General features: G+C 52.2%; 15 protein-coding genes, 1 pseudogene and 4 riboswitches. Of the genes and pseudogenes, 7 read left to right on the top strand and 9 right to left on the bottom strand.

The genetic code is table 11. The features are described from left to right. Positions 1 to 23 precede the first annotated feature (23 nt). Positions 24 to 2,018 carry a beta-galactosidase trimerization domain-containing protein gene (locus AC0YNS_RS14290; RefSeq protein ID WP_475781653.1) on the bottom strand — a complete coding sequence of 665 codons (1,995 nt, stop codon included), beginning with the start codon at positions 2,016 to 2,018 and terminating at the stop codon, positions 24 to 26. A gap of 124 nt (positions 2,019 to 2,142) precedes the next feature. Here AC0YNS_RS14290 and AC0YNS_RS14285 point away from each other — a divergent pair, with 124 nt between their 5' ends. The 3 genes from AC0YNS_RS14285 to AC0YNS_RS14275 all read left to right on the top strand — a co-directional run bounded on the left by AC0YNS_RS14285 (position 2,143) and on the right by AC0YNS_RS14275 (position 4,910). Next, the gene (locus tag AC0YNS_RS14285; RefSeq protein ID WP_475781652.1) at positions 2,143 to 3,015 is read left to right on the top strand and encodes a helix-turn-helix domain-containing protein; all 873 of its coding nucleotides are present in this window, start codon (positions 2,143 to 2,145) and stop codon (positions 3,013 to 3,015) included. 70 nt (positions 3,016 to 3,085) lie between these two features. Then, complete coding sequence (locus AC0YNS_RS14280; RefSeq protein ID WP_475781651.1) at positions 3,086 to 3,667, top strand: DUF1349 domain-containing protein; 582 nt, start codon at positions 3,086 to 3,088, stop codon at positions 3,665 to 3,667. Between the two features lie 115 nt (positions 3,668 to 3,782). Beyond that, positions 3,783 to 4,910: a sensor histidine kinase gene (locus AC0YNS_RS14275; protein WP_475781650.1), complete on the top strand. Its 1,128-nt coding sequence runs from the start codon at positions 3,783 to 3,785 to the stop codon at positions 4,908 to 4,910. Positions 4,911 to 4,991: 81 nt separating this feature from the next. Here the strand turns inward: AC0YNS_RS14275 and AC0YNS_RS14270 are convergent, their stop codons facing one another. Both AC0YNS_RS14270 and AC0YNS_RS14265 read right to left on the bottom strand, forming a co-directional pair. Further along, positions 4,992 to 5,546: a GNAT family N-acetyltransferase gene (locus AC0YNS_RS14270; RefSeq protein WP_475781649.1), complete on the bottom strand. Its 555-nt coding sequence runs from the start codon at positions 5,544 to 5,546 to the stop codon at positions 4,992 to 4,994. A gap of 142 nt (positions 5,547 to 5,688) precedes the next feature. After that, on the bottom strand, positions 5,689 to 8,106 hold the full coding sequence (locus AC0YNS_RS14265) for an alpha-L-rhamnosidase-related protein (RefSeq protein ID WP_475781648.1): 2,418 nt from the start codon (positions 8,104 to 8,106) through the stop codon (positions 5,689 to 5,691). 311 nt (positions 8,107 to 8,417) lie between these two features. Here AC0YNS_RS14265 and AC0YNS_RS14260 point away from each other — a divergent pair, with 311 nt between their 5' ends. Beyond that, entirely contained in the window at positions 8,418 to 9,473 is a 1,056-nt protein-coding gene (locus tag AC0YNS_RS14260) for a LacI family DNA-binding transcriptional regulator (protein WP_475781647.1), read from the top strand. A gap of 146 nt (positions 9,474 to 9,619) precedes the next feature. On the opposite strand, the gene AC0YNS_RS14255 is transcribed toward AC0YNS_RS14260, so the two are convergent. From AC0YNS_RS14255 to AC0YNS_RS14230, 6 genes and pseudogenes are all read right to left on the bottom strand, one after another. After that, positions 9,620 to 10,237 carry a hypothetical protein gene (locus AC0YNS_RS14255; protein WP_475781646.1) on the bottom strand — a complete coding sequence of 206 codons (618 nt, stop codon included), beginning with the start codon at positions 10,235 to 10,237 and terminating at the stop codon, positions 9,620 to 9,622. A gap of 15 nt (positions 10,238 to 10,252) precedes the next feature. Continuing rightward, entirely contained in the window at positions 10,253 to 11,116 is an 864-nt protein-coding gene (locus tag AC0YNS_RS14250; protein WP_475781645.1) for a lipoate--protein ligase family protein, read from the bottom strand. A gap of 5 nt (positions 11,117 to 11,121) precedes the next feature. Beyond that, positions 11,122 to 12,549, bottom strand: a complete 1,428-nt coding sequence (lpdA, locus tag AC0YNS_RS14245; protein WP_475781644.1) for a dihydrolipoyl dehydrogenase — start codon at positions 12,547 to 12,549, stop codon at positions 11,122 to 11,124. Continuing rightward, positions 12,546 to 13,490, bottom strand: coding sequence for a lipoyl synthase (lipA, locus tag AC0YNS_RS14240; protein WP_475781885.1), 945 nt, complete (start codon positions 13,488 to 13,490; stop codon positions 12,546 to 12,548). Before lipA ends, lpdA begins: the two co-directional genes overlap by 4 nt. Beyond that, entirely contained in the window at positions 13,456 to 13,848 is a 393-nt protein-coding gene (gcvH, locus tag AC0YNS_RS14235) for a glycine cleavage system protein GcvH (RefSeq protein ID WP_475781643.1), read from the bottom strand. Before gcvH ends, lipA begins: the two co-directional genes overlap by 35 nt. A 52-nt stretch (positions 13,849 to 13,900) precedes the next feature. Continuing rightward, positions 13,901 to 14,038: pseudogene (locus AC0YNS_RS14230) on the bottom strand (serine hydroxymethyltransferase); the annotation flags it as partial. A 77-nt stretch (positions 14,039 to 14,115) separates the two neighbouring features. Then, positions 14,116 to 14,194: riboswitch (glycine riboswitch) on the bottom strand. Between the two features lie 3 nt (positions 14,195 to 14,197). Continuing rightward, positions 14,198 to 14,313, bottom strand: a riboswitch (glycine riboswitch). Between the two features lie 148 nt (positions 14,314 to 14,461). Next, positions 14,462 to 14,565: riboswitch (glycine riboswitch) on the top strand. A 3-nt stretch (positions 14,566 to 14,568) separates the two neighbouring features. After that, positions 14,569 to 14,666, top strand: a riboswitch (glycine riboswitch). A gap of 100 nt (positions 14,667 to 14,766) precedes the next feature. Between AC0YNS_RS14230 and gcvT the strand changes: the two are divergent. Genes gcvT through gcvPB form a run of 3 tightly spaced genes read left to right on the top strand, consistent with a single transcriptional unit; the run spans position 14,767 to position 18,757 of the window. Further along, a complete protein-coding gene (gene gcvT / locus AC0YNS_RS14225) occupies positions 14,767 to 15,876 on the top strand; it encodes a glycine cleavage system aminomethyltransferase GcvT (RefSeq protein WP_475781642.1) in 1,110 nt (369 codons plus the stop codon). A 5-nt stretch (positions 15,877 to 15,881) separates the two neighbouring features. After that, the gene (gene gcvPA, locus AC0YNS_RS14220; RefSeq protein WP_475781641.1) at positions 15,882 to 17,237 is read left to right on the top strand and encodes an aminomethyl-transferring glycine dehydrogenase subunit GcvPA; all 1,356 of its coding nucleotides are present in this window, start codon (positions 15,882 to 15,884) and stop codon (positions 17,235 to 17,237) included. Between the two features lie 56 nt (positions 17,238 to 17,293). Then, positions 17,294 to 18,757, top strand: a complete 1,464-nt coding sequence (gcvPB, locus tag AC0YNS_RS14215) for an aminomethyl-transferring glycine dehydrogenase subunit GcvPB (RefSeq protein ID WP_475781884.1) — start codon at positions 17,294 to 17,296, stop codon at positions 18,755 to 18,757. Positions 18,758 to 18,869 lie beyond the last annotated feature (112 nt).

Raw genomic sequence — 18,869 nt, 5'->3', positions numbered from 1 at the left:
CTGCTGTATTAGCAACCGTCCGTCTATTTCACGATATCAATCACGACCATCTGATGGCATTCCAGACGCTCCACGGTATAGGTCAACTTCCCGCCTTCCTGCACGAATGGCAGCGCGGTTTGCTGTGGAGCCAAGTAAACACTCTTGACCGCTTCCTGCAATTGCAGGGAAACCGTCGTATCGCAAACAGGCAATATATCCTCTATGATTTCAATGCCATTGCCGCGTTTGACCGGTGTCGCATACAGCAAATGGTTAACATAGCGACCTTCCGCGGGCTGCTGCTGCAGCGTCACAATTCCTTGTGCAGGCAGAGAAGTTTCGATCGTCTTCCTTTCGCCCAGCAATCTATTCAGGGCATAGAGCACCGTTTCTCTCAGAATTAAGCTGCCCTTCGTCCCGTAATCCTCGAACACATTCCAAGCGATATAGATGCCATCCGGACCTTCTGCCATGCCGGGTCCACCATCGCTTCGCGAGCTTGGCGTGTGCTGATGGGAGCAGAATGTGAACACATCCCGGTTAAAATAAGGATCTTCCCGCCGACCAAGCGCAGCAGCGGCGGCGCCTGCACCATCTACAAGCTCAATACGCTGCCCTTTGCCATAGAAAATAAATGCGGCTTTGCCGAGTCCGCCTACTTCAAACGCCGGCCGAAAATAATCCGGCTGGAACGGGTTCTCGCCCAGCCACTTCACACCGAAATCGAGGCCAAATCCACTTCCGTCTTCCTTCAAGCCCGACCGCCCGGTAGCCAGAACCTTACCGCCGTTTGCCAGATAGGACCTAAGACTAGCGGCTAACTTACTGCTTAGCACTACCTCGTCAGGCAAAATAATAACTTTATAGGCGGAGAAGTCCGCTTCCATATCGATAACGTCAAACAGCATATTTCCTTCCAGCAGCATTCTCACAGCTCCGGCATCGGAATGCCCTGTGAAATCTACCTGCCCCGTAGTCTTGTGAACACCGACGGCTTCCAGCGAGAGCAGCGCTACATCGGCGACATTCACCGTATCCGTGCACCAAGCTTCCTTCTGCTCCACCTCGCGGTAGGCGTGACCAATCAGCTCATAAGTTGCCTCATCCATGATGCCGTCCGGGTGAAGCTGATCGCCGATCGAGCAGCGAGCACCGTTCGCAATGCTGAGAGCAGTTTCATAACGCAATGCGTTGGGATGCTTATAGCCGCCGAATTCCCCCCATGACGTATGGAATTTACCAGTCATGCCTAGATAAGGCATGCCAAGCGTTTGCGAATAGCGCGCCGACAGCGGGAAGTGATCGTACCCCCATCCGCCGGTAGGCAGCGATTCCAGCTCCAGATGGGTGTTCAACTGTGCCAAGTCACGCCGGCCGCGGCGAATATGACCGCCATTTTGGAAGATGGGCATGCCCGGTTTCAAGCCATGGATAAGTTCCTTCACGGCTCTCCCATAATGAGCGTAGGTTCGTTCGCCAAGCGCCAGCACATCCTCCGCATTGCGCGGATCTTTGCCCTCTCGGCGCAAATCCGCCACGCAATACTGGCAATAGCATTGACGAACGCCAACGATATCCAGGAAGATGCCGTCTGCATCGTAATGGCGAACAACCTCCTCGATTTGCTTCAGCAGCATTTCCAGGTAAGGCGTGTTCATGCAGAACTCATGATAACCGGGCTGCATGAAGTTCTTCACCCAGCTCGTTCTCTCCTCTTGATCTCGGAAGAGCCATTCCGGATGACGTCTGGCCAACTTCTCATCCAGCCCGGCGGAAATATAAACTGGCGTCTTGACGCCGACTTCATGTGCGGCCTCAATCATCGCCCCTAGCAAATCGAACTCCAGACCGGGATGGCGCTCATTGGCGTCGGTCGGGTGATAGGCCCAGCCATGATGACATTTGGAGAACACCGTAATGGAATCGACATGGCCTTTGCGGAGCATGCCTTGGAACTGCTCCTTGGAGAACTGACTGCCAATGCCCGGAATTGCTTCTGAGGTATGAAAATCAAGATGAACCTGTCTGAACCGCATACGCTTCGCCCCTATCCTCGTAGTCAATCTTTCTTCACTATTACATAGTCATTGCGCAGGAGGATAGAGATGGAATAGACTTGTTATAGCACAAAATCGACCTAATAGGAGAGGTGCCTCCAAGATGGAATGTTTGCAGCTTCCAATACCTCCGCTTCCGCAATTCGTAACCATTGGCCATTCCATCTGGCGTCCCGGAAACCAGCATTTCAAGCGGAATTTCCCCATGTATGACATGCTGCTGGTTATTCAAGGCGTCCTTTATATGACCGAGGATGAGCGGCCGTATACGCTTGGTGCAGGTGATCTGCTGCTGCTTGAGCCCGGTCACACTCATGTCGGCCATCGGCCTTGTGAGGAGGACACCGAAATTTATTGGATTCATTTCTACCATCCGCTCCCTGCTGCCTTGCTGACCAGCCAACAAATTTCATGGTCTTCCATTCTTGAACCGGGAACGGATGCCGATTTTCTCCCTCGCAGACAATCGTTATTTCTGCCAAAATGGGCGAATATTGACCCGAAGCCGCTGCTGCCCATACTTCGAGATATGCTGTCGATCCAGCACAAGCTGAATTTAGAAAATGCCGCGCGTCTGCATGGACTACTCGTCCGATTGCTGGAGCAGCTGCAGCAATTAACGATAGAATCGACGAAGCCGTCGCGTTCGCTTACACTAAGCCGCCAGTTGGAGGATTACTTAACCCGCTTCATTAAGGAACCGTTTCACTCGGCTTCCTTAGAGGAACAGTTTCATTTTAACACTGAGTATTTAGCCCGCTGTTTAAAGAAGCACACCGGCAAAACACCTGTCCAATACATCCGTTATTTGAAGATCGAAGAAGCCAAGCGGCTTCTCGCAGCGAGCGAGCTGCCTGTTCCCGTCGTAGCCGAAGCCATCGGCATCGAAGACTACAACTATTTCATTCGTATGTTTAGAGAGACGACCGGCCAGACACCGGGAGACTACCGCAAATCTCGGCAAGGATTAAGCTGAGGGCAGGACATTTCGAATACGGAGAGAATGTAGTTAAGAATTACTTACTTTTATGAAATGAGGGATGAAAGTGGAAGCGAATTTATTGCTGAATCAAGTGCCGGAACAAACCATGCAGTGGATGAATGAACCCCGATACTCGGCGCGTGGCGAGAATGGCGAACTCCTAATTGAAGCCCCGGCGAATGCTGACTTCTATCAAGACCCGGCTGGCAAACACATCGTCAGTTCCGCACCTTTCCTCCATCTGCCGGTTAGCGGTTCTTTCGTGCTTTCAACTCGATTGAGTGCTGTCATGACACACAAATATGATTCGGGCTGTCTCATGCTGATGGTGGACGACCGTAACTGGGCCAAGTTATGTTTCGAATATAACGGTGAATATCCTACTATCGTGTCTGTTGTCACCAAGGAAGGCAGCTCAGACGACTGCAATTCCGAGCGAGTTGATGTGGAGAAGCCGTATTTACGCCTCACACGTGACGGCAACTGCATCTCCTTCCACTATTCGGCGGACGGAGAGCAATGGCGGTTGATTCGGTATTTTGGCATGAACCTGCCTACGACCTGCCTCGCAGGAGTGGTTGCACAATCGCCGCAAGGGACAGGCTGCCTGGTACAGGTTGACGAGCTGTTGCTGATGGAGCAATAATCTACGAGCCAGACGCAATTAACTGGAAATTATATCTTATTGAAGAATATCTTGTATTCGTGCTTAAATAGAATAGACCTTCAAGCATTACCAAACTGAATGATGGAGCCGATACATGAGCGAAATTAAACGTTTTTTTGAAAACCATTCGAACATGATCATCGATGGTTGGATTGATCGATTATTTACCGCCTATCCCGGTCAATATGATCCGGTTCAGCTCCGCATTCAAGGCACGCTTTATTTGGCTCTTATTTCGGATTTTCATATTCCGATCGAGCAGCATCCGGTTTATGTGAATTACAAGGATTGGGTTGAGTTATTATTTCGGCGAAAAGTCCCGATAGCCCATATTAACCAGAGTACTTTATTTTTACGGGAAGCCTTCCTCGAAGCTTTCAATCATTCGGATATCGATCGTACTGAATTCGTTTCGATCATTACCACGATCTTTTCAAGAATTGATACCTTCCAATCTGTCCTCTCCACCTACTTCTGGGAGAATGCTTTTGGGAAAATCGAGCAGCAGGACAAAATGATCGAGGACATGCACACGGATAAGCTTAACCTCATTGGTAAGATGGCCTCCAGCATGGCACACGAGATTCGAAATCCGCTGACATCCATTAAGGGGTTCTTCGTGTTAATTCGCAAATCCCTTGCCCCAAGCGCACTTTCCAGCATCGAGAAATACTTAGATATCATCGATCATGAGTTTCGCAATATTGAAATGCAAATAACCGGCTTCCTCAGCTTCTCGAGAAAACCGATTGCCGAGGAAGACCGTATCCTCACTTCACTTAATGAGCTTGTCGATCAAACGCTGATCCTCGTCAATCCATTGCTGCTCAACGAAAACATCGAGCTCATTCTAGACATGCAGCAGCAGCTCCAAGTGGAGCTTCAGAAGATTGCGATCGTGCAAGTATTCTCTAATTTGCTCAACAATGCGATTGATGCCCTTCGCGAATCAGTAGGGGAGCTCCGTAGAATTACGATACATACCTTTGTCGACGGCTCTTACATCTACATCAGAATCAGTAACACCGGTCCCGAAATTCCGCATGAGATTCAGGCTTCCTTGTTCGATCCTTTCGTCACGAGCAAATCCGACGGCACCGGCCTTGGACTTGCCATCTGCAAACAGATCGTGGAGCGCAACGAAGGCACGATTGCTTTTGACACTACCAGCAGTGAAACGACGTTTACGCTGCGGTTTCCGGCACCTCCGGAGAATGAATAATTACAGGGAAGCTTCTTCCGATTCTTCGTAATCCGGCTTGACTTCCCTTTTCTTTTTTTGAACATCTATATTTGCTGATCCCTATCCTGTCTCGCTTGCCTTCCACTCCGATTTCAACAGACCATATACGAGGTGATCATGATAGTGTCCCTTATTGTATTCGGCCGCTCTAATGATTCCTTCTTGCACGAAGCCAAGGCGCAGAGGAACTGCTTTACTCCTTGCATTATCCTCTCTTACCCGAATCTCGATCCGATTTAATTCCTGCTCCTGAAAGATATGCCGGATAATCGTCTTACACGCCTCCGTCATGAATCCCTTGCCTTGATAATCCGCGCATAACCAATAGCCAATCGACGTCTTCCTATGCTTCCAATTGATATCTTGGATGCTAATATTACCAATGTAGCGATCTTGATAGAAGATCCCGCACGATGCGCCGTTGTTTCCTGCGAATCTCTTTAACTCATATTCAATGTACAGCTTCACTTCATCGACGTTTGTCGTCGTGAGCGCCCAAGGTAGAAACTCGCCAATATGCTCTCGGTTCTTCTGAATCGCGGCATAGATTTCATCCGCATGATTGATCTGCAAGATATGTAATTTCAAGTCCGCGTTTATCGAGAAACTGAACAAAGATTCACGCTCCTTCGAAATCGATTACCCTTCTGTTAACGAGGAGATCCACCTTATTTAGTATAACAGGAACTGGAAAATTAGGGATAATAAAAAGAAGATCAACATGTCCATTACAGACATCTCGATCTCCCAAACCCTATCAGCTATTAGCAACAGCATTCCCTGCATATTCGCACTCGATTTCCAATTCCCGTGCTTCAGCAAAGGTGCGCTTCTCACCACTTGGTAGTGTGAGAGTAACCGGAATACCGACTGGACCGTTCACTTGAATGCTGAAGCGGCTGCCTTCTTGCTGCCAGGCTACTTCAACAAGACCATGTGGTGTCGATGTGCTTCCCTTCGCCCAGCTGAGCGGCCCGACGACCGGCGATATCCCGATTTCGGCAAAACCGGGAGTCAGCGGCTTGATGCCGAGTATCTCCGCAGGGAACTCATAGAGGGGCAAAGCGCCCCAGGCATGGCAATCACTGCGTTCTGACACCGGGTCCTCCACCCAAGCAGTCAGATGGAGATCGACTTGTCTGCGCCATGAATCCCATAGCTTGAACGTTTGCTCATACATGCCCGTCATCGCCAGCGCACGGAACAGGTAGTAGGACATCGCCGTCGAGATTTGCGCCAGGTCCGCTCCATCTCCGTCTCCGTCCAGCATCCGCACCGTCAGCGACTTTGCTTCATCACCATTTACCGTTCCTGTGAGTACCGCCCACATCTGCGCATGCTGGCTGTAAGCCTCCACTTCCGGACCGTCACGGAATAGCTGCCGCGATTCCGACCAGCAATACAGGCGAACTGCTTCTCGCACGGAAGCTGCCCGTTCGCGGTATTCCGCGCCGACTTCGTTTCGTCCGGTCCACTCATTCATCTCTGCCGCTTTAACAAGCGCATCCGCATACATGAGATTGTACACCGTGAGCGGCCCGCGGCGTGCCGCATGGGGCGCGCCGGCATTGTCCTTCCATGCCATCGTCCAATCGACGAACGACCAATACGCAGTCGGCATTTGCCCGACTAATCCGCTATCCTCGCGGCGATTCTCGAACCAGCCGAGCACCGCATCCATCGTCGGACGATAGGCTTTCACAAGCGCAGCATCGCCATAATGGCTGTAATGATCGTACACCATCATGAGCCAGAACAAAGCAAAACCCGGAATGACCTGTCTGTCGACAGATGGATAACGGCTTTGCAGTATGCCGCTTGGCAGCAAGGAGCTGTGGAAGTCGCGAATCGTCTTCCGACCGAGCCTGTCATCACCGCTCACGGAATAGGTAAACAACGCTTGAAGTCGGCTGTCCAGCTCATACTGCATTTGCTCATAGAAAGGGGTGTCTTCATACGTTTCGTGCATACAGCCGCGAAGCGTATTTAAGCTGATTTCCCATAACGGAGCGAATGTAGGATCTGATCCGTCAAAAGCAGCCAATTCCTCCAGCGGATAGCCACTCTGCCGATAATCGATACCAGCCAGCATGACGGGTTCATCTGCGGCTTGAAGCGTCACGCGGATAAACCGAAATCCTCTGCGGTGGATAGGCTCGTACACTTCACTTACAGCGGTACTCGAATTACCTACGCCGGCAAGAGAATAGTAATCCTCGAAGCCATATAATGACTTCCCTTCTTTATCATCACGAATCCCTTTGTTGCGCATGCCGCCTTCGCCCGGCGGGAGCTCATAAGATTCGGCATAAAGCACGGAGGCTTGTGCACCTCTGCCTCCATAGAACTGAACGCGCGGGTATCCGCTTGTCATCTTCGAAGCATCCAGCTCGACGATCAGCTTCTCTCCCGGAGCCAGCACCACGCCGAGCAGCTGCTCCGGCGAGTCGCCTTCACTCCAAGTCCGATCCCCACTCGACGCCTGCATAACGCGAGTAAAAGAACGAAGGGTCTCTTGCATAAACGGAATAGAACGCTCGGTTAGCTGCCAGCGAGTCAACTGACCATACATCCCGTCCATAATCTCGCTGACCACCGCTGCATTCGTCCAATTGCTGTCATCGAAATCAGGAGTCGTGAAGCCGATCGGCAGCTCGCTTCCGTTCACTCGTTCCCCGCCGCCAATAAATAACGTAAATGTCTCCCGCTCGAACGTGAACGCACCGGCGCCAAGACGCAGTGCCTGCCAGCGAGTATCTGTGCTTACATCTTCCAATGTGTTCCCTGATCCATCTACGAGTTGGCCATCCAGCAGGAACGCTCCCATATCTGACCGCCAAACGGAAGCCGGTCCGGTTCGTCCGGCATAGTAAATGACTTGGGCTGCCCATACATTCTCCCCGTCAAGAAGCTTGTCCGTCACATCGATCACTTCATAGTAGTGCGTGTTCATGTCGCCTTTAAGCGGACCGCTTACGAGCGATTCTCCATTCAGCCAGATCCGATAGCGGCTGTCTGCAGAAACGCGTACAGTCAAGCGAACATCCGACTTATCCGAAACGTGAAAGCTCCGGCGAAAATAAGCCAACTGCGGCTCTCGCTCGCCTGCAGCCTGCTCGAGGCCGGGCCGATTCGGCCAGATCCATTTTGCCTGCCAATTAAGGTTCTCTTCCATGCTAGCTCTCCAACTCCTTCTTATAGCTCATGTTCGCCATTCATCTAAGTGAGTTGCCATCAGGCTGTCATCTTCCATTATAAAGAAGATCGATGTTTTCATCAGCAACAATCTCACTGCATCTCATTCGCGAATAATTTATTGATTTAAGCTAATAAATGGATAGATAGATGCGACTCTGGACCCTATATTTCCTGTTTGATCATTCACATGCTGTAGAAACGAATGTTATAATAACCATTACATATGACGAAATTGTTAACCTTCTTTCATTCATTTTTCTAAAATTCGTATTCGACCGGGAGGATAACATGTCAGCTACAATCAAGGATGTAGCGAAGATGGCGGGCGTTGCCGTTTCGACCGTCTCCTACGCACTGAATAACTCGCCTAAGATCAGTGAAGAGACACGCCGTAAAGTCGTTCGGGCCGCTGAGGCACTTAATTTCCGTCCAAGCGGGGCTGCTCGTAATTTGAAGAAACGCAAAAGCGAGACGATCGGACTATTCCTGAACGATCTTGGCGGTCCTTTCTACAGCCAAGTCATTGAAGGCGTCCAAGAAATTGTAGCCTCACATGATTACAATTTGATCGTCTGCAGTACCTATGGCGGCGAGAACAGCTCTGCACATCGTTTCTTAAGAGAAAAATTCGTTGATGGTGCCATCGTTATGGGTACAGCGATCAGCGACAGCCTCATTCTTCAAGTAGCGTCGGAATCTTTCCCCATTGTCGTTCTGGATAGAGAGTTACGTGGAGATTATGTACATAATGTCCTCATTACCAATGAGCAAGGCGGTTATGATGCAGTCACGCATCTGATCAAGCTGGGACGGCGCAATATTGAGTTTCTGAGCGGACCGACGGCTGCCTTCGATAATACGCAGCGATACGAGGGCTACAAACGCGCCTTGCTCGAACATGACCTGCCCGTCCCCAAGCGGATTGCGATGCACGGCCGATTCCTCGAAGCCGGCGGTTATCAAGCGGTCAAGCTCCTAATAGCAAGCAAACGGCTGCCGGATGCGATATTCGCAGCTAATGATGAGATGGCGATTGGCGCCATTCGAGCCTTGCACGAAGCAGGGCTTCGTGTACCTGAAGATATTGCGATAGTCGGATTCGACAACATTAATCTCGCCCCGCTAATCAGGCCTGCTTTGTCGACAATCGGCCATTCCAAATTTGAGGTTGGCGCCATTGCCACCCAGCTCGTCTTTAATGCTCGCAAGGAAGAGGACGTCATTATCCTGCCTACCCAGCTTATTGCCAGGCAGTCTTGCGGTTTCTCAGGCGGCGTAAGTGAACAGGATCATGACAATTTGGTCGCGTCCATCCTTCATGTCGGCGGACGAACGAATCATTAACACTAGGTCGCTTTATTCAGAAGAGATCTGTTGCATTTCCTTAACGCGCGATCCGACAAATACGAATGAAGCCCGCGGAAATCCGCGGGCTTCATTCTGTAAATACGCTTGTCAATCGAAATCTGCTCCCTCTTCGTCTGTTCTGCTTACTCCCAAGAACGATCCCAGCTAATTTTGGATATGAATATGAAACAGACAGCAAGCAGACAGAACGCGCAGCCGTTAACCAGCCGCATGAGTCCGATATGAAAGCTTCCCCATTGCACAATCGCGAATAGCGCCGAGATTGCGAAGCCGCTGGCAAGGCCTAGTAGCCGCGAACTGACCATTTTATGATTGAATCCGTCAGGGAGCCCTTGCAGCTGAACCTCAGCCTTCTCGGAAGACACGCCAAGATTCACCACCGCAAAGCCGAAGCCTGCGCAGGACACCGCAAAGGTGATGACGGATGAGTCGCTGCCGCCCCAAGATAGTAGACAAATCGACGCGAACATGCATAGCAACAATCCAATAGGGATGGAAGACCAAGCTGATCGAGCGAGCATATTATCCGGAATGTAGGCTCCAACACATAGCATGATGCCGGTAATGAGGTTCAAACCTATCGAAATCGGAGATAGGTTGAAGCCTTCCGATAGCGCATACCCCGCAGAAACAAATAGTACCGTGCAGAAGAAATGGGAGGCGAAAAGCGCGATTAGAAGCCGGCGATGCCGCGGTCCATGCAGATTAGTCATAGCTGAATGCCGTCGTATAGGCTTCATCCGATCATCCTCCGTTTATCTTCGAAGATTCCAACCGTCAGCGCCATATTTATCTACCGCAAGCCGGTTGGCCAATTCCGTTTCAAACTCCGTTAAGGCGCCGTAGATGAGTTCGGTTTCCAGACCTTGAGCAAATCCGATGCGAAAAGCTTCTTCCACATCCGAAATCATTAGCGGCAGCTCCCCTTTCCGGCGCAGACAGGTATTTATCGCGACTGCTTTGCGCTCGAATACTTTTTTCATCAGCCTTTTTTCCGTCTCGTCGTCGAAACGCAAAACATCATATAACAGGTCAGCATCCAGTTCAATAAGGACGGAGCCGTGCTGGAGGATGACTCCTTTGGTTCGCATTTGTGCGCTTCCCGCGATTTTTTTGCCTTCAACGACAAGCTCATACTTGGAAGGAGCATCGAAACAGGCAGCCGACATCACCTTTCCTCTCGAAGCACTGCACGTGGATGGATCCGCGATAACATCAGCCTCAAAGTCTTCCATACCCGACATGTTCGCGGCTAAACCTAACTCGCGAAAGCCAAACAGCAGTCCCATGCTGAGCACGCGATAGGCTTCAACTACGCTGCTCGGAATGCCGGGATAATTCTCGGAGACGATGAGGCTATAGGTGAGCTCTTGATCGTGAAGCACCGCGCGTCCGCCGGTTGCCCGCCGGACGAAGCCGAGGCCATGCTTGTGCAAAGCATCAAAGTCAACCTCTTCGGCAGCCTTCTGGAAACAGCCAATGGACAATGTCGCAGGACTCCAGCCGTAGAATCGAACGGTTGGCGGTACAAGTCCCCGTTCATGAGCAACGACGATCGCTTCATCGATTGCCATGTTCTCTGCCGGCGTCCGATTCCCCGTGTGTACGAACCTCCACATCGCAGTCACATCCCCAGAGCCAGGTTGTCGGCCTCGAGCATGGCTTCGCCGATAATTTCGGAGAGCGTCGGATGCGGATGAATCATTCGGCCGATATGCATCGAAGTTGCCTTCAACAGCTGCGCAAGCGATGCTTCGCCGATGAAGTCCGTCACATGCGGTCCGATCATGTGAACGCCAAGGACATCACCGGTATTCTCGTCCGCAACAACTTTAACAAAGCCGTCGGAGTCGCCTAAAACCAGCGCTTTGCCAATCGCCTTGAACGAAAACTTGCCTATTTTGACCGAATGCCCGTTTTCAACCGCAGCCTGCTCAGATAGTCCGACACTAGCAAGCTCGGGACGGCTGTATATGCATTTCGGAACGGAGACAGCCTCAGGCGAATGAGCGTCAAGACCGCAGATGCTCTCTGCCGCCACCAGTCCTTCATGACTAGCAACATGAGCGAGCTGCAAACCGCCGACGACATCGCCGATTGCATAGACATGGGGATCGTTCGTCCGCATCGATCGGTCAACGGCGATGACCCCCTGCTCGATCCGCGCCTCCGTTCGTTCGAGACCGAAGCCTTCAATATTCGCCGCTCGTCCAACAGAAACAAGCATACGATCTGCCATAAGCGTCTCGATCTTGCCTCCCCGCGAGACCTGCAAGATCACGCCTCCATCGTCCGCCAGAACGCTGTCCGGAAGCAGCATTGCGCCTGTCAACGTTTTGATCCTGCGTTTCGTGAACAGACGCGCCAGTTCGCGGGACAAGTCCTCATCCTCTGTTGGCACGATCCGATCTGCCGCTTCGACGATTGTTACTTGCGCGCCGAAATCGTTCAACATCGAAGCCCATTCAACGCCAATGACGCCGCCTCCGACGATTACAATCGAAGCCGGGACGGCTTCCATGGCAAGTGCTTCATCACTGCTCATAATCCGCTCGTTTACCGGCAACCCGGGGATACGACGGGGACGTGATCCCGTAGCCACAATGAGGTCACGATAGCCGATGCTTATTGGTGGTTCACCTTCCGCTTTGCCGCTGCCTTTTACTTCTATAACGCCATTGCGATCGCTCGTAATTGCAGTATTTGCAATCATACCCATGCCTTCATAGACATCGATCTTGTTCTTCTTCATCAGGAAACGCACACCGCTTTCGAGCCGCTCAACGATACTATCCTTGCGCGCTAGCACACCACTGTAATCAAGTTCTACCCCGTGCACGCGGATGCCGAAGCTTGAGCTGCGCTTCATGGTCTCATAGAGCTCCGCGCTGCGCAGCAGCGCTTTGCTGGGAATGCAGCCCTTATGCAGACAAGTGCCGCCCAGCTTCTCTTTCTCGACCAGCGCAATGCGTTTGCCCAACTGGGCAGCTCGGATGGCGGCTACATAACCGCCGGGGCCGCCACCCAAAATAACGATATCATAGTCGTTCATAGTAACACTCCCCCTGCGGCACTGGCTGTCTTCGCGCGCTCGACTTGTTCGCGGGCGTGATAGGAACTTCGGACGAGCGGCCCTGCCTCGACATGGGCGAAGCCAAGCGCAAGTCCCGCCTGCTTGAGTACTTCGAATTCCGTTGGATGATAATAGCGAACGACATCCATATGCTTGGAAGTCGGCTGCAAATACTGCCCAATCGTCAAAATATCGCATCCGGCTTCTCGCAAATCACGCATGGCTTCAATAAGTTCTTCCTGCTCCTCCCCTAGCCCGACCATCAATCCGGATTTCGTCGTCTGACTAGGACGGAGTTCTTTGGCCATGCGCAGCACGGACAATGAACGGTCATATTTGGCCTTTGCACGCACTTTGTCCGAAAGCCGTCTCACCGTCTCGAGATTGTGATTCAGCACGTCCGGCTTCGCCTCCAGCAAGGCAGCGAGCCGGTTGGCGTCACCGCCGAAATCCGGAATTAGCACTTCGATGCTCGTTAGCGGGTTTTCCAAGCGCACAGCCACAATGGTCGCAGCAAACATCGCTGCACCGTGATCATTCAGATCGTCACGGGCGACGGAAGTGATGACGACATGCGCAAGTCCCATCTCGTTGACGGATTGCGCCACATGCCGGGGCTCCTCCAGATCGAGCTCTGTCGGCTGGCCCGAGTTTACGGCGCAGAACCGACAGGCGCGCGTGCAGATTCTCCCCAAAATCATGAATGTTGCCGTCCGCTGACTCCAACACTCGAATATATTCGGGCATTTCGCCTCCTCGCACACCGTGTGCAGCTGGCGGCCGCGCATCATCGATTTGATCTCTTGGTATCCGTCTCCTGTATGAAGCGATATTTTCAGCCACTCCGGCTTGCGTTCCCTAGGCTTCGGCATCTTGCGCACCTCCTTATTTGGATGCAACGAACGCCGCGTATCGCTCAGCGCTCCAAAGCGCGGCCACCACTTCCGCCGCTTCGCCCTCCACCTCGACCTCGATAATCCAGCCTTCTCCGTACGGGTCCTCGTTCACTTTTTGCGGTTCGTCCAGCAATTCCTCGTTCACTTTCACGACAGTTCCGCTAACAGGGCTGAACAGATCGGATACTGTCTTTACCGACTCGATCGTCCCCATCGGCTCGTTCGCCTCAAGCGTTACCCCCACTTCCGGGAATTCCACGAACACAATGTCGCCTAACTGACATTGCGCAAAATCCGAAATCCCAATTCGAATGATGGCTCCTCGCGCCTCAGCCCATTCATGCTCCTCTGTATATCCCAATCCTGCTCTCACTTCACTCATGTTCAACATCCTTTCCGTTATATGGTAGGTAATTGCGGTTATTCGTCTCTTGCGATTCCTGCAGCGTCCAGGCGTTATTGAGGATCATTGCTGCATATGCTTTAAAAGAAGGATTTATCGCCTCGCCGAAGCATACGGCCTTAGCCGCAATGATATGCATAAGCGGTCCGCCTTGAATGCTTGGAAAAATAAATGTATAACCCCGCTCCCTCCTTTAATGCCGGTAAAGCAATAAAAAGAGACAGAGAACCGGCTATTCGCCAAGTTCTCTGTCCCGGGTACCTGAGAGTTTAAACGGTTCAAGAACCGCTCTTACCCCTTTGGTGGCTATTCGCTCTCTCCAGAGTTGCGTCGAATGGCGGTACGTTTACCTGAGAGATTAATCTTCAGCCGGCCGGCCGTCGACTTGCTCCTTCGGTGCCTCCAGAGCGATTCGCTCCTTCAGTCTCTCCCTGCCATCGTCAACCGCTTATTCGGTTGTTGATGCGTTTAGCTTAAATCAGAATTATTATTCATGTCAATATATCTAACAAAATATTAACATCATAAATACTTATGTTGACAAAACCTATCATTACTGTGTAAGAATAGAGGATAACAACTAAATATGCGGATGATGATAATGGGAGAGATCGCCAACAAGCAAGATTCCGGCGGCGCCGAAGGAGTAAACCTCACATAGGTGAATCTCTCAGGCAAAAGGACCTTTATCGGACGCGCCTCTGGAGAGCATCCCGTTCGCGGGATCACCCACGGGGAAACTTATGTCCCTTCTTTTCTTACGGACATAGGGTAACTCTCAGGTACAAAGGACAGAGCAAAAAGGAAACGCAGGCAGCTTCGGCTGAGAATGCGCTGTCCTTTTTGCTGCTGTCCTTCTTTGCGTTACGATCACGAATTCGAGGAGGAGAGTTAAGAATGGCCGATTTGAAAAGAACCCCGTTGTACCCGCTCTATGCCGCTCATCCGGAGGTCCGCTGCATTGATTTCGGCGGATGGGAGCTGCCCGTCCAGTTCTCCGGCATACAGAAAGAACACGACGCTGTTCGGCAGCGCGCCGGTCTATTCGATGTCTCCCATATGGGAGAATTCAAGGTGACAGGCCTATTCGCGGAGCGCTTCTTGCAGCTGTTGACGACGAATGACGTCACTAAGCTCGCCGACGGCCAAGCGCAATACACACTCATGTGTTATCCGGATGGAGGCGTCGTCGACGACTTGCTTGTCTATCGGATCACGGCCGATCAGTTCATGGTCGTCGTGAACGCTTCGAACATCGATAAAGATTACGAATGGATGCGAGATCATTTAATCGGGGATGTCCTGCTCGAGAATATCTCCGATAAGCTGGCCCTTCTCGCCTTGCAGGGACCATCAGCCGCTGCTATCATGGCTGCCGCCGGCGCCGATGCCGACATCCTCGAACTCCCTTCTTTCCGATTCGCAACAAGCACCTCACTCGCGGGAGTGAATGCGTTAATTTCGCGAACCGGCTACACGGGCGAGGATGGTTTCGAACTATATGTTCAGGCAGGCCGAGCCGGCGACGTCTGGAAAAGCCTGCTCACAGCCGGCGAACCGTTCGGCTTAATCCCTTCCGGACTCGGCGCTCGTGACACTTTACGCTTTGAGGCGCGTTTGCCGCTATACGGTCAAGAGCTCTCGAACACCATCACGCCTCTTGAGGCCGGAGTCAGCTTCTTCGTCAAGCTCGACAAAGAGGACTTTATCGGCCGAGAAGCGCTGGTCAAGCAGAAGGAAGAGGGACTGTCCCGCAAGCTTGTCGGCATCGAGCTGATTGACCGCGGCATCCCCCGCTCGCATTATCCTGTCTACGGAAACGGTACATTAATCGGAACCGTCACGACAGGCACACAATCGCCGACGCTGAAGCGTAACCTCGGCCTCGCTTTGATCGATGCGAACTTTGCCGCTCTCGGCACCGAACTGACAGTTGAAATTCGCGGTAAACAGTTAAAGGCGAAAGTCATAAAGACCCCATTTTATAAAAGACTTCCTAAGGAGTGAAATTCATGGCTAATTTACACCGCTACATTCCCGTAACCGATCAAGACCAATCCGATATGCTCGCAACGATCGGCGCAGCATCGATCGAAGAGCTGTTCCGAGACATTCCGGAATCCATTCGTTACCGCGGTACGATGCCGATGTCCTCCGCGCTCGACGAGTTCTCCCTGCTTGAGCATATGAAGGAGCTTGCCGGCCGCAACGCCGACACCGACCGTTACAAAAGCTTTCTTGGTGCGGGAATCTATGATCACCACTTGCCTGTCGTTATCAATCATATGATCTCTCGCTCTGAATTTTATACGGCTTATACGCCTTACCAGCCGGAGATCAGCCAAGGCGAGCTTCAAGCCATCTTCGAGTTCCAATCGTACATTTGCGAGTTGACTGGCATGGCTGTCGCAAACGCAAGTATGTATGACGGCGTTACCGCCTTAGCCGAAGCAGGCGCCTTGGCTGCAGGAGCAACGAAGCGAAACCGGATCGTCATCTCGCGCACCGTCCATCCGGAAGCCCGAGAGATGGTCCGCACAATGGCGCGCGGCCTAAACCTGGACATTGTCGAAGTAGGCTATGCGAACGGCGTTACAGATCTGAACGCCCTACAGGCAGCCGTAGACGACAAGACCGCAGCCGTGCTTGTGCAATCACCGAATTTCTTCGGCGCAGTCGAGGATCTGGCCGCCATCGAGCCAATCATTCACCATGTTAAAGGACTGCTTGTCGTTAGCAGCAATCCCATGTCGCTCGGTTTGCTGGAGACACCGGGTAAGCTCGGAAGCGACATTGTCGTCGGCGATGCGCAGCCGCTTGGCATCTCGCAATCGCTCGGAGGACCGACCTGCGGCTTCTTCGCCGTCACTGAGCCGCTGATGCGGCGAATGCCGGGTAGGATTGTCGGCCAGACCACGGATATCGACGGAAAGCGCGGCTTTGTTCTGACGCTGCAAGCTCGGGAGCAGCATATAAGGCGGGAGAAAGCGACGTCCAACATCTGCTCGAATCAAGCATTGCTTGCTCTATGTGCTTCGATCTACTTGTCGACGATGGGCAAAGAGGGCTTGCGCGAGGCCGCTAACTTGAATTTACAGAAAGCCCATTATACAGCCGATCAGTTTGCAAAACGCGGCTTCGAACTCCCCTTCTCCGCTCCGTTCTTTAATGAATTTGTCGTGAAGCTGCCGACCAACGTTTCCGTAAAGGAAGCGAATCTGAAGCTGCTTGCAGCCGGCTTCCTCGGTGGCTGCGATCTTGCGTTTGCCTATCCGGAGCTGCAAGGACATATGTTAATTGCTGTGACGGAGAAACGTACGCGCGCGGAAATCGATAACTTTGTCATGAGACTGGAGGAAATGGCATGACTACGCATTTAAATGATGGTGATTCTACCATTGCTCTACAGAACGATATGAGGAACATGTCTTTGAAACCGGCCAAATCGCTGATATTCGAGCTCAGCAAACCAGGGCGCGTCGCTTATTCCCTCCCGCCTTGCGACGTACCCGAATCGGATCCTTCTGCCTTCATTCCTGCCGCAATGCTAAGACAAACGCCTGCACAGCTTCCCGAGGTTTACGAGGTCGACGTAATCCGTCATTACACCGAGCTGTCCCGGCGCAATTTCGGCGTCGATAACGGCTTTTATCCGCTCGGCTCCTGTACGATGAAGTATAATCCGAAAATCAACGAAGACACCGCTCGTTTCGCGGGCTTCGCTAAGATTCATCCCTATCAGCCGGAAGAGAGCATCCAAGGCGCACTCGAGCTGATGTATGTGCTTCAGAACGACCTGGCTGCACTGACCGGCATGGATCAGGTTACACTTCAGCCGGCTGCAGGCGCACATGGCGAATGGACCGGGCTCATGATGATTCGCGCTTATCATGAGAGCCGCGGCGATGTGCGCACCAAAGTGATCGTTCCGGACTCCTCGCACGGAACGAATCCTGCCAGTGCCACCGTCGCAGGCTTCGAAACCATCACAATCAAATCGAATGAGCACGGCATGGTTGACCTAGGCGCGCTGCGCTCGGCTGTCGGCAAGGATACCGCCGCGCTCATGCTCACAAATCCGAGCACCCTCGGCCTGTTCGAGGAACAGATCGTTGAGATCGCAGAGATTATCCACGAGGCTGGCGGTCTGCTCTATTACGACGGAGCGAATTCGAATGCGATCATGGGCATCACCAGACCCGGCGACATGGGGTTTGACGTTGTCCACCTTAATTTGCACAAGACGATGAGCACGCCGCATGGCGGCGGCGGCCCGGGAGCCGGCCCTGTCGGCGTGAAGAGCACGCTCATCCCGTTTCTGCCCAAACCTCTTGCAGCCAGACGCGATGACGGCACCTATTACTTTGACTACGACCGTCCTGAATCAATCGGCCGGGTCAAAGCGTTCTACGGCAACTTCGGCATTCTTGTACGGGCCTATACGTATATTCGGACTTATGGACCGGAAGGACTCCGCCGTGTCTCGGAATGCGCGGTTCTAAATGCCAACTATATGATGCACCGGCTCGCTCCTCATTTCGAGCTTCCTTACCCCGGCGTCTGTAAGCATGAGTTCGTTATGTCGGGCCGCGGCCTGAAGGAGTACGGCGTCCGCACGTTAGACGTAGCCAAGCGGCTGCTCGACTTCGGTTACCATCCGCCAACCATCTATTTTCCGCTCAACGTCGAGGAATGTATCATGATCGAACCGACCGAAACAGAGAGTAAAGAGACACTCGACGGGTTTATTGATACGATGATCCAAATTGCCGAAGAAGCACGCACGAATCCAGCCATTGTACTAGGCGCACCTTATAATACCGTCGTACGCCGACTGGACGAGACGACTGCCGCCCGCAAACCGGTTCTCAACTGCGCGTGCAGCTAATCAGCAGCGCATAGGACAAAACCGATGGGTGTAAAGCTAAGCCAATAACGAAAAAAGCTTAATCCGATCTCTTCTAAAAGATTGGATTAAGCTTTCATTTCTATTTCAAGCT

The sequence above is a fragment of the Paenibacillus sp. J22FR21 genome, assembly GCF_056269135.1.
The sequence above is the reverse complement of the archived record's forward strand: the minus strand, read 5'-3'. Positions and strand labels throughout refer to the sequence as shown.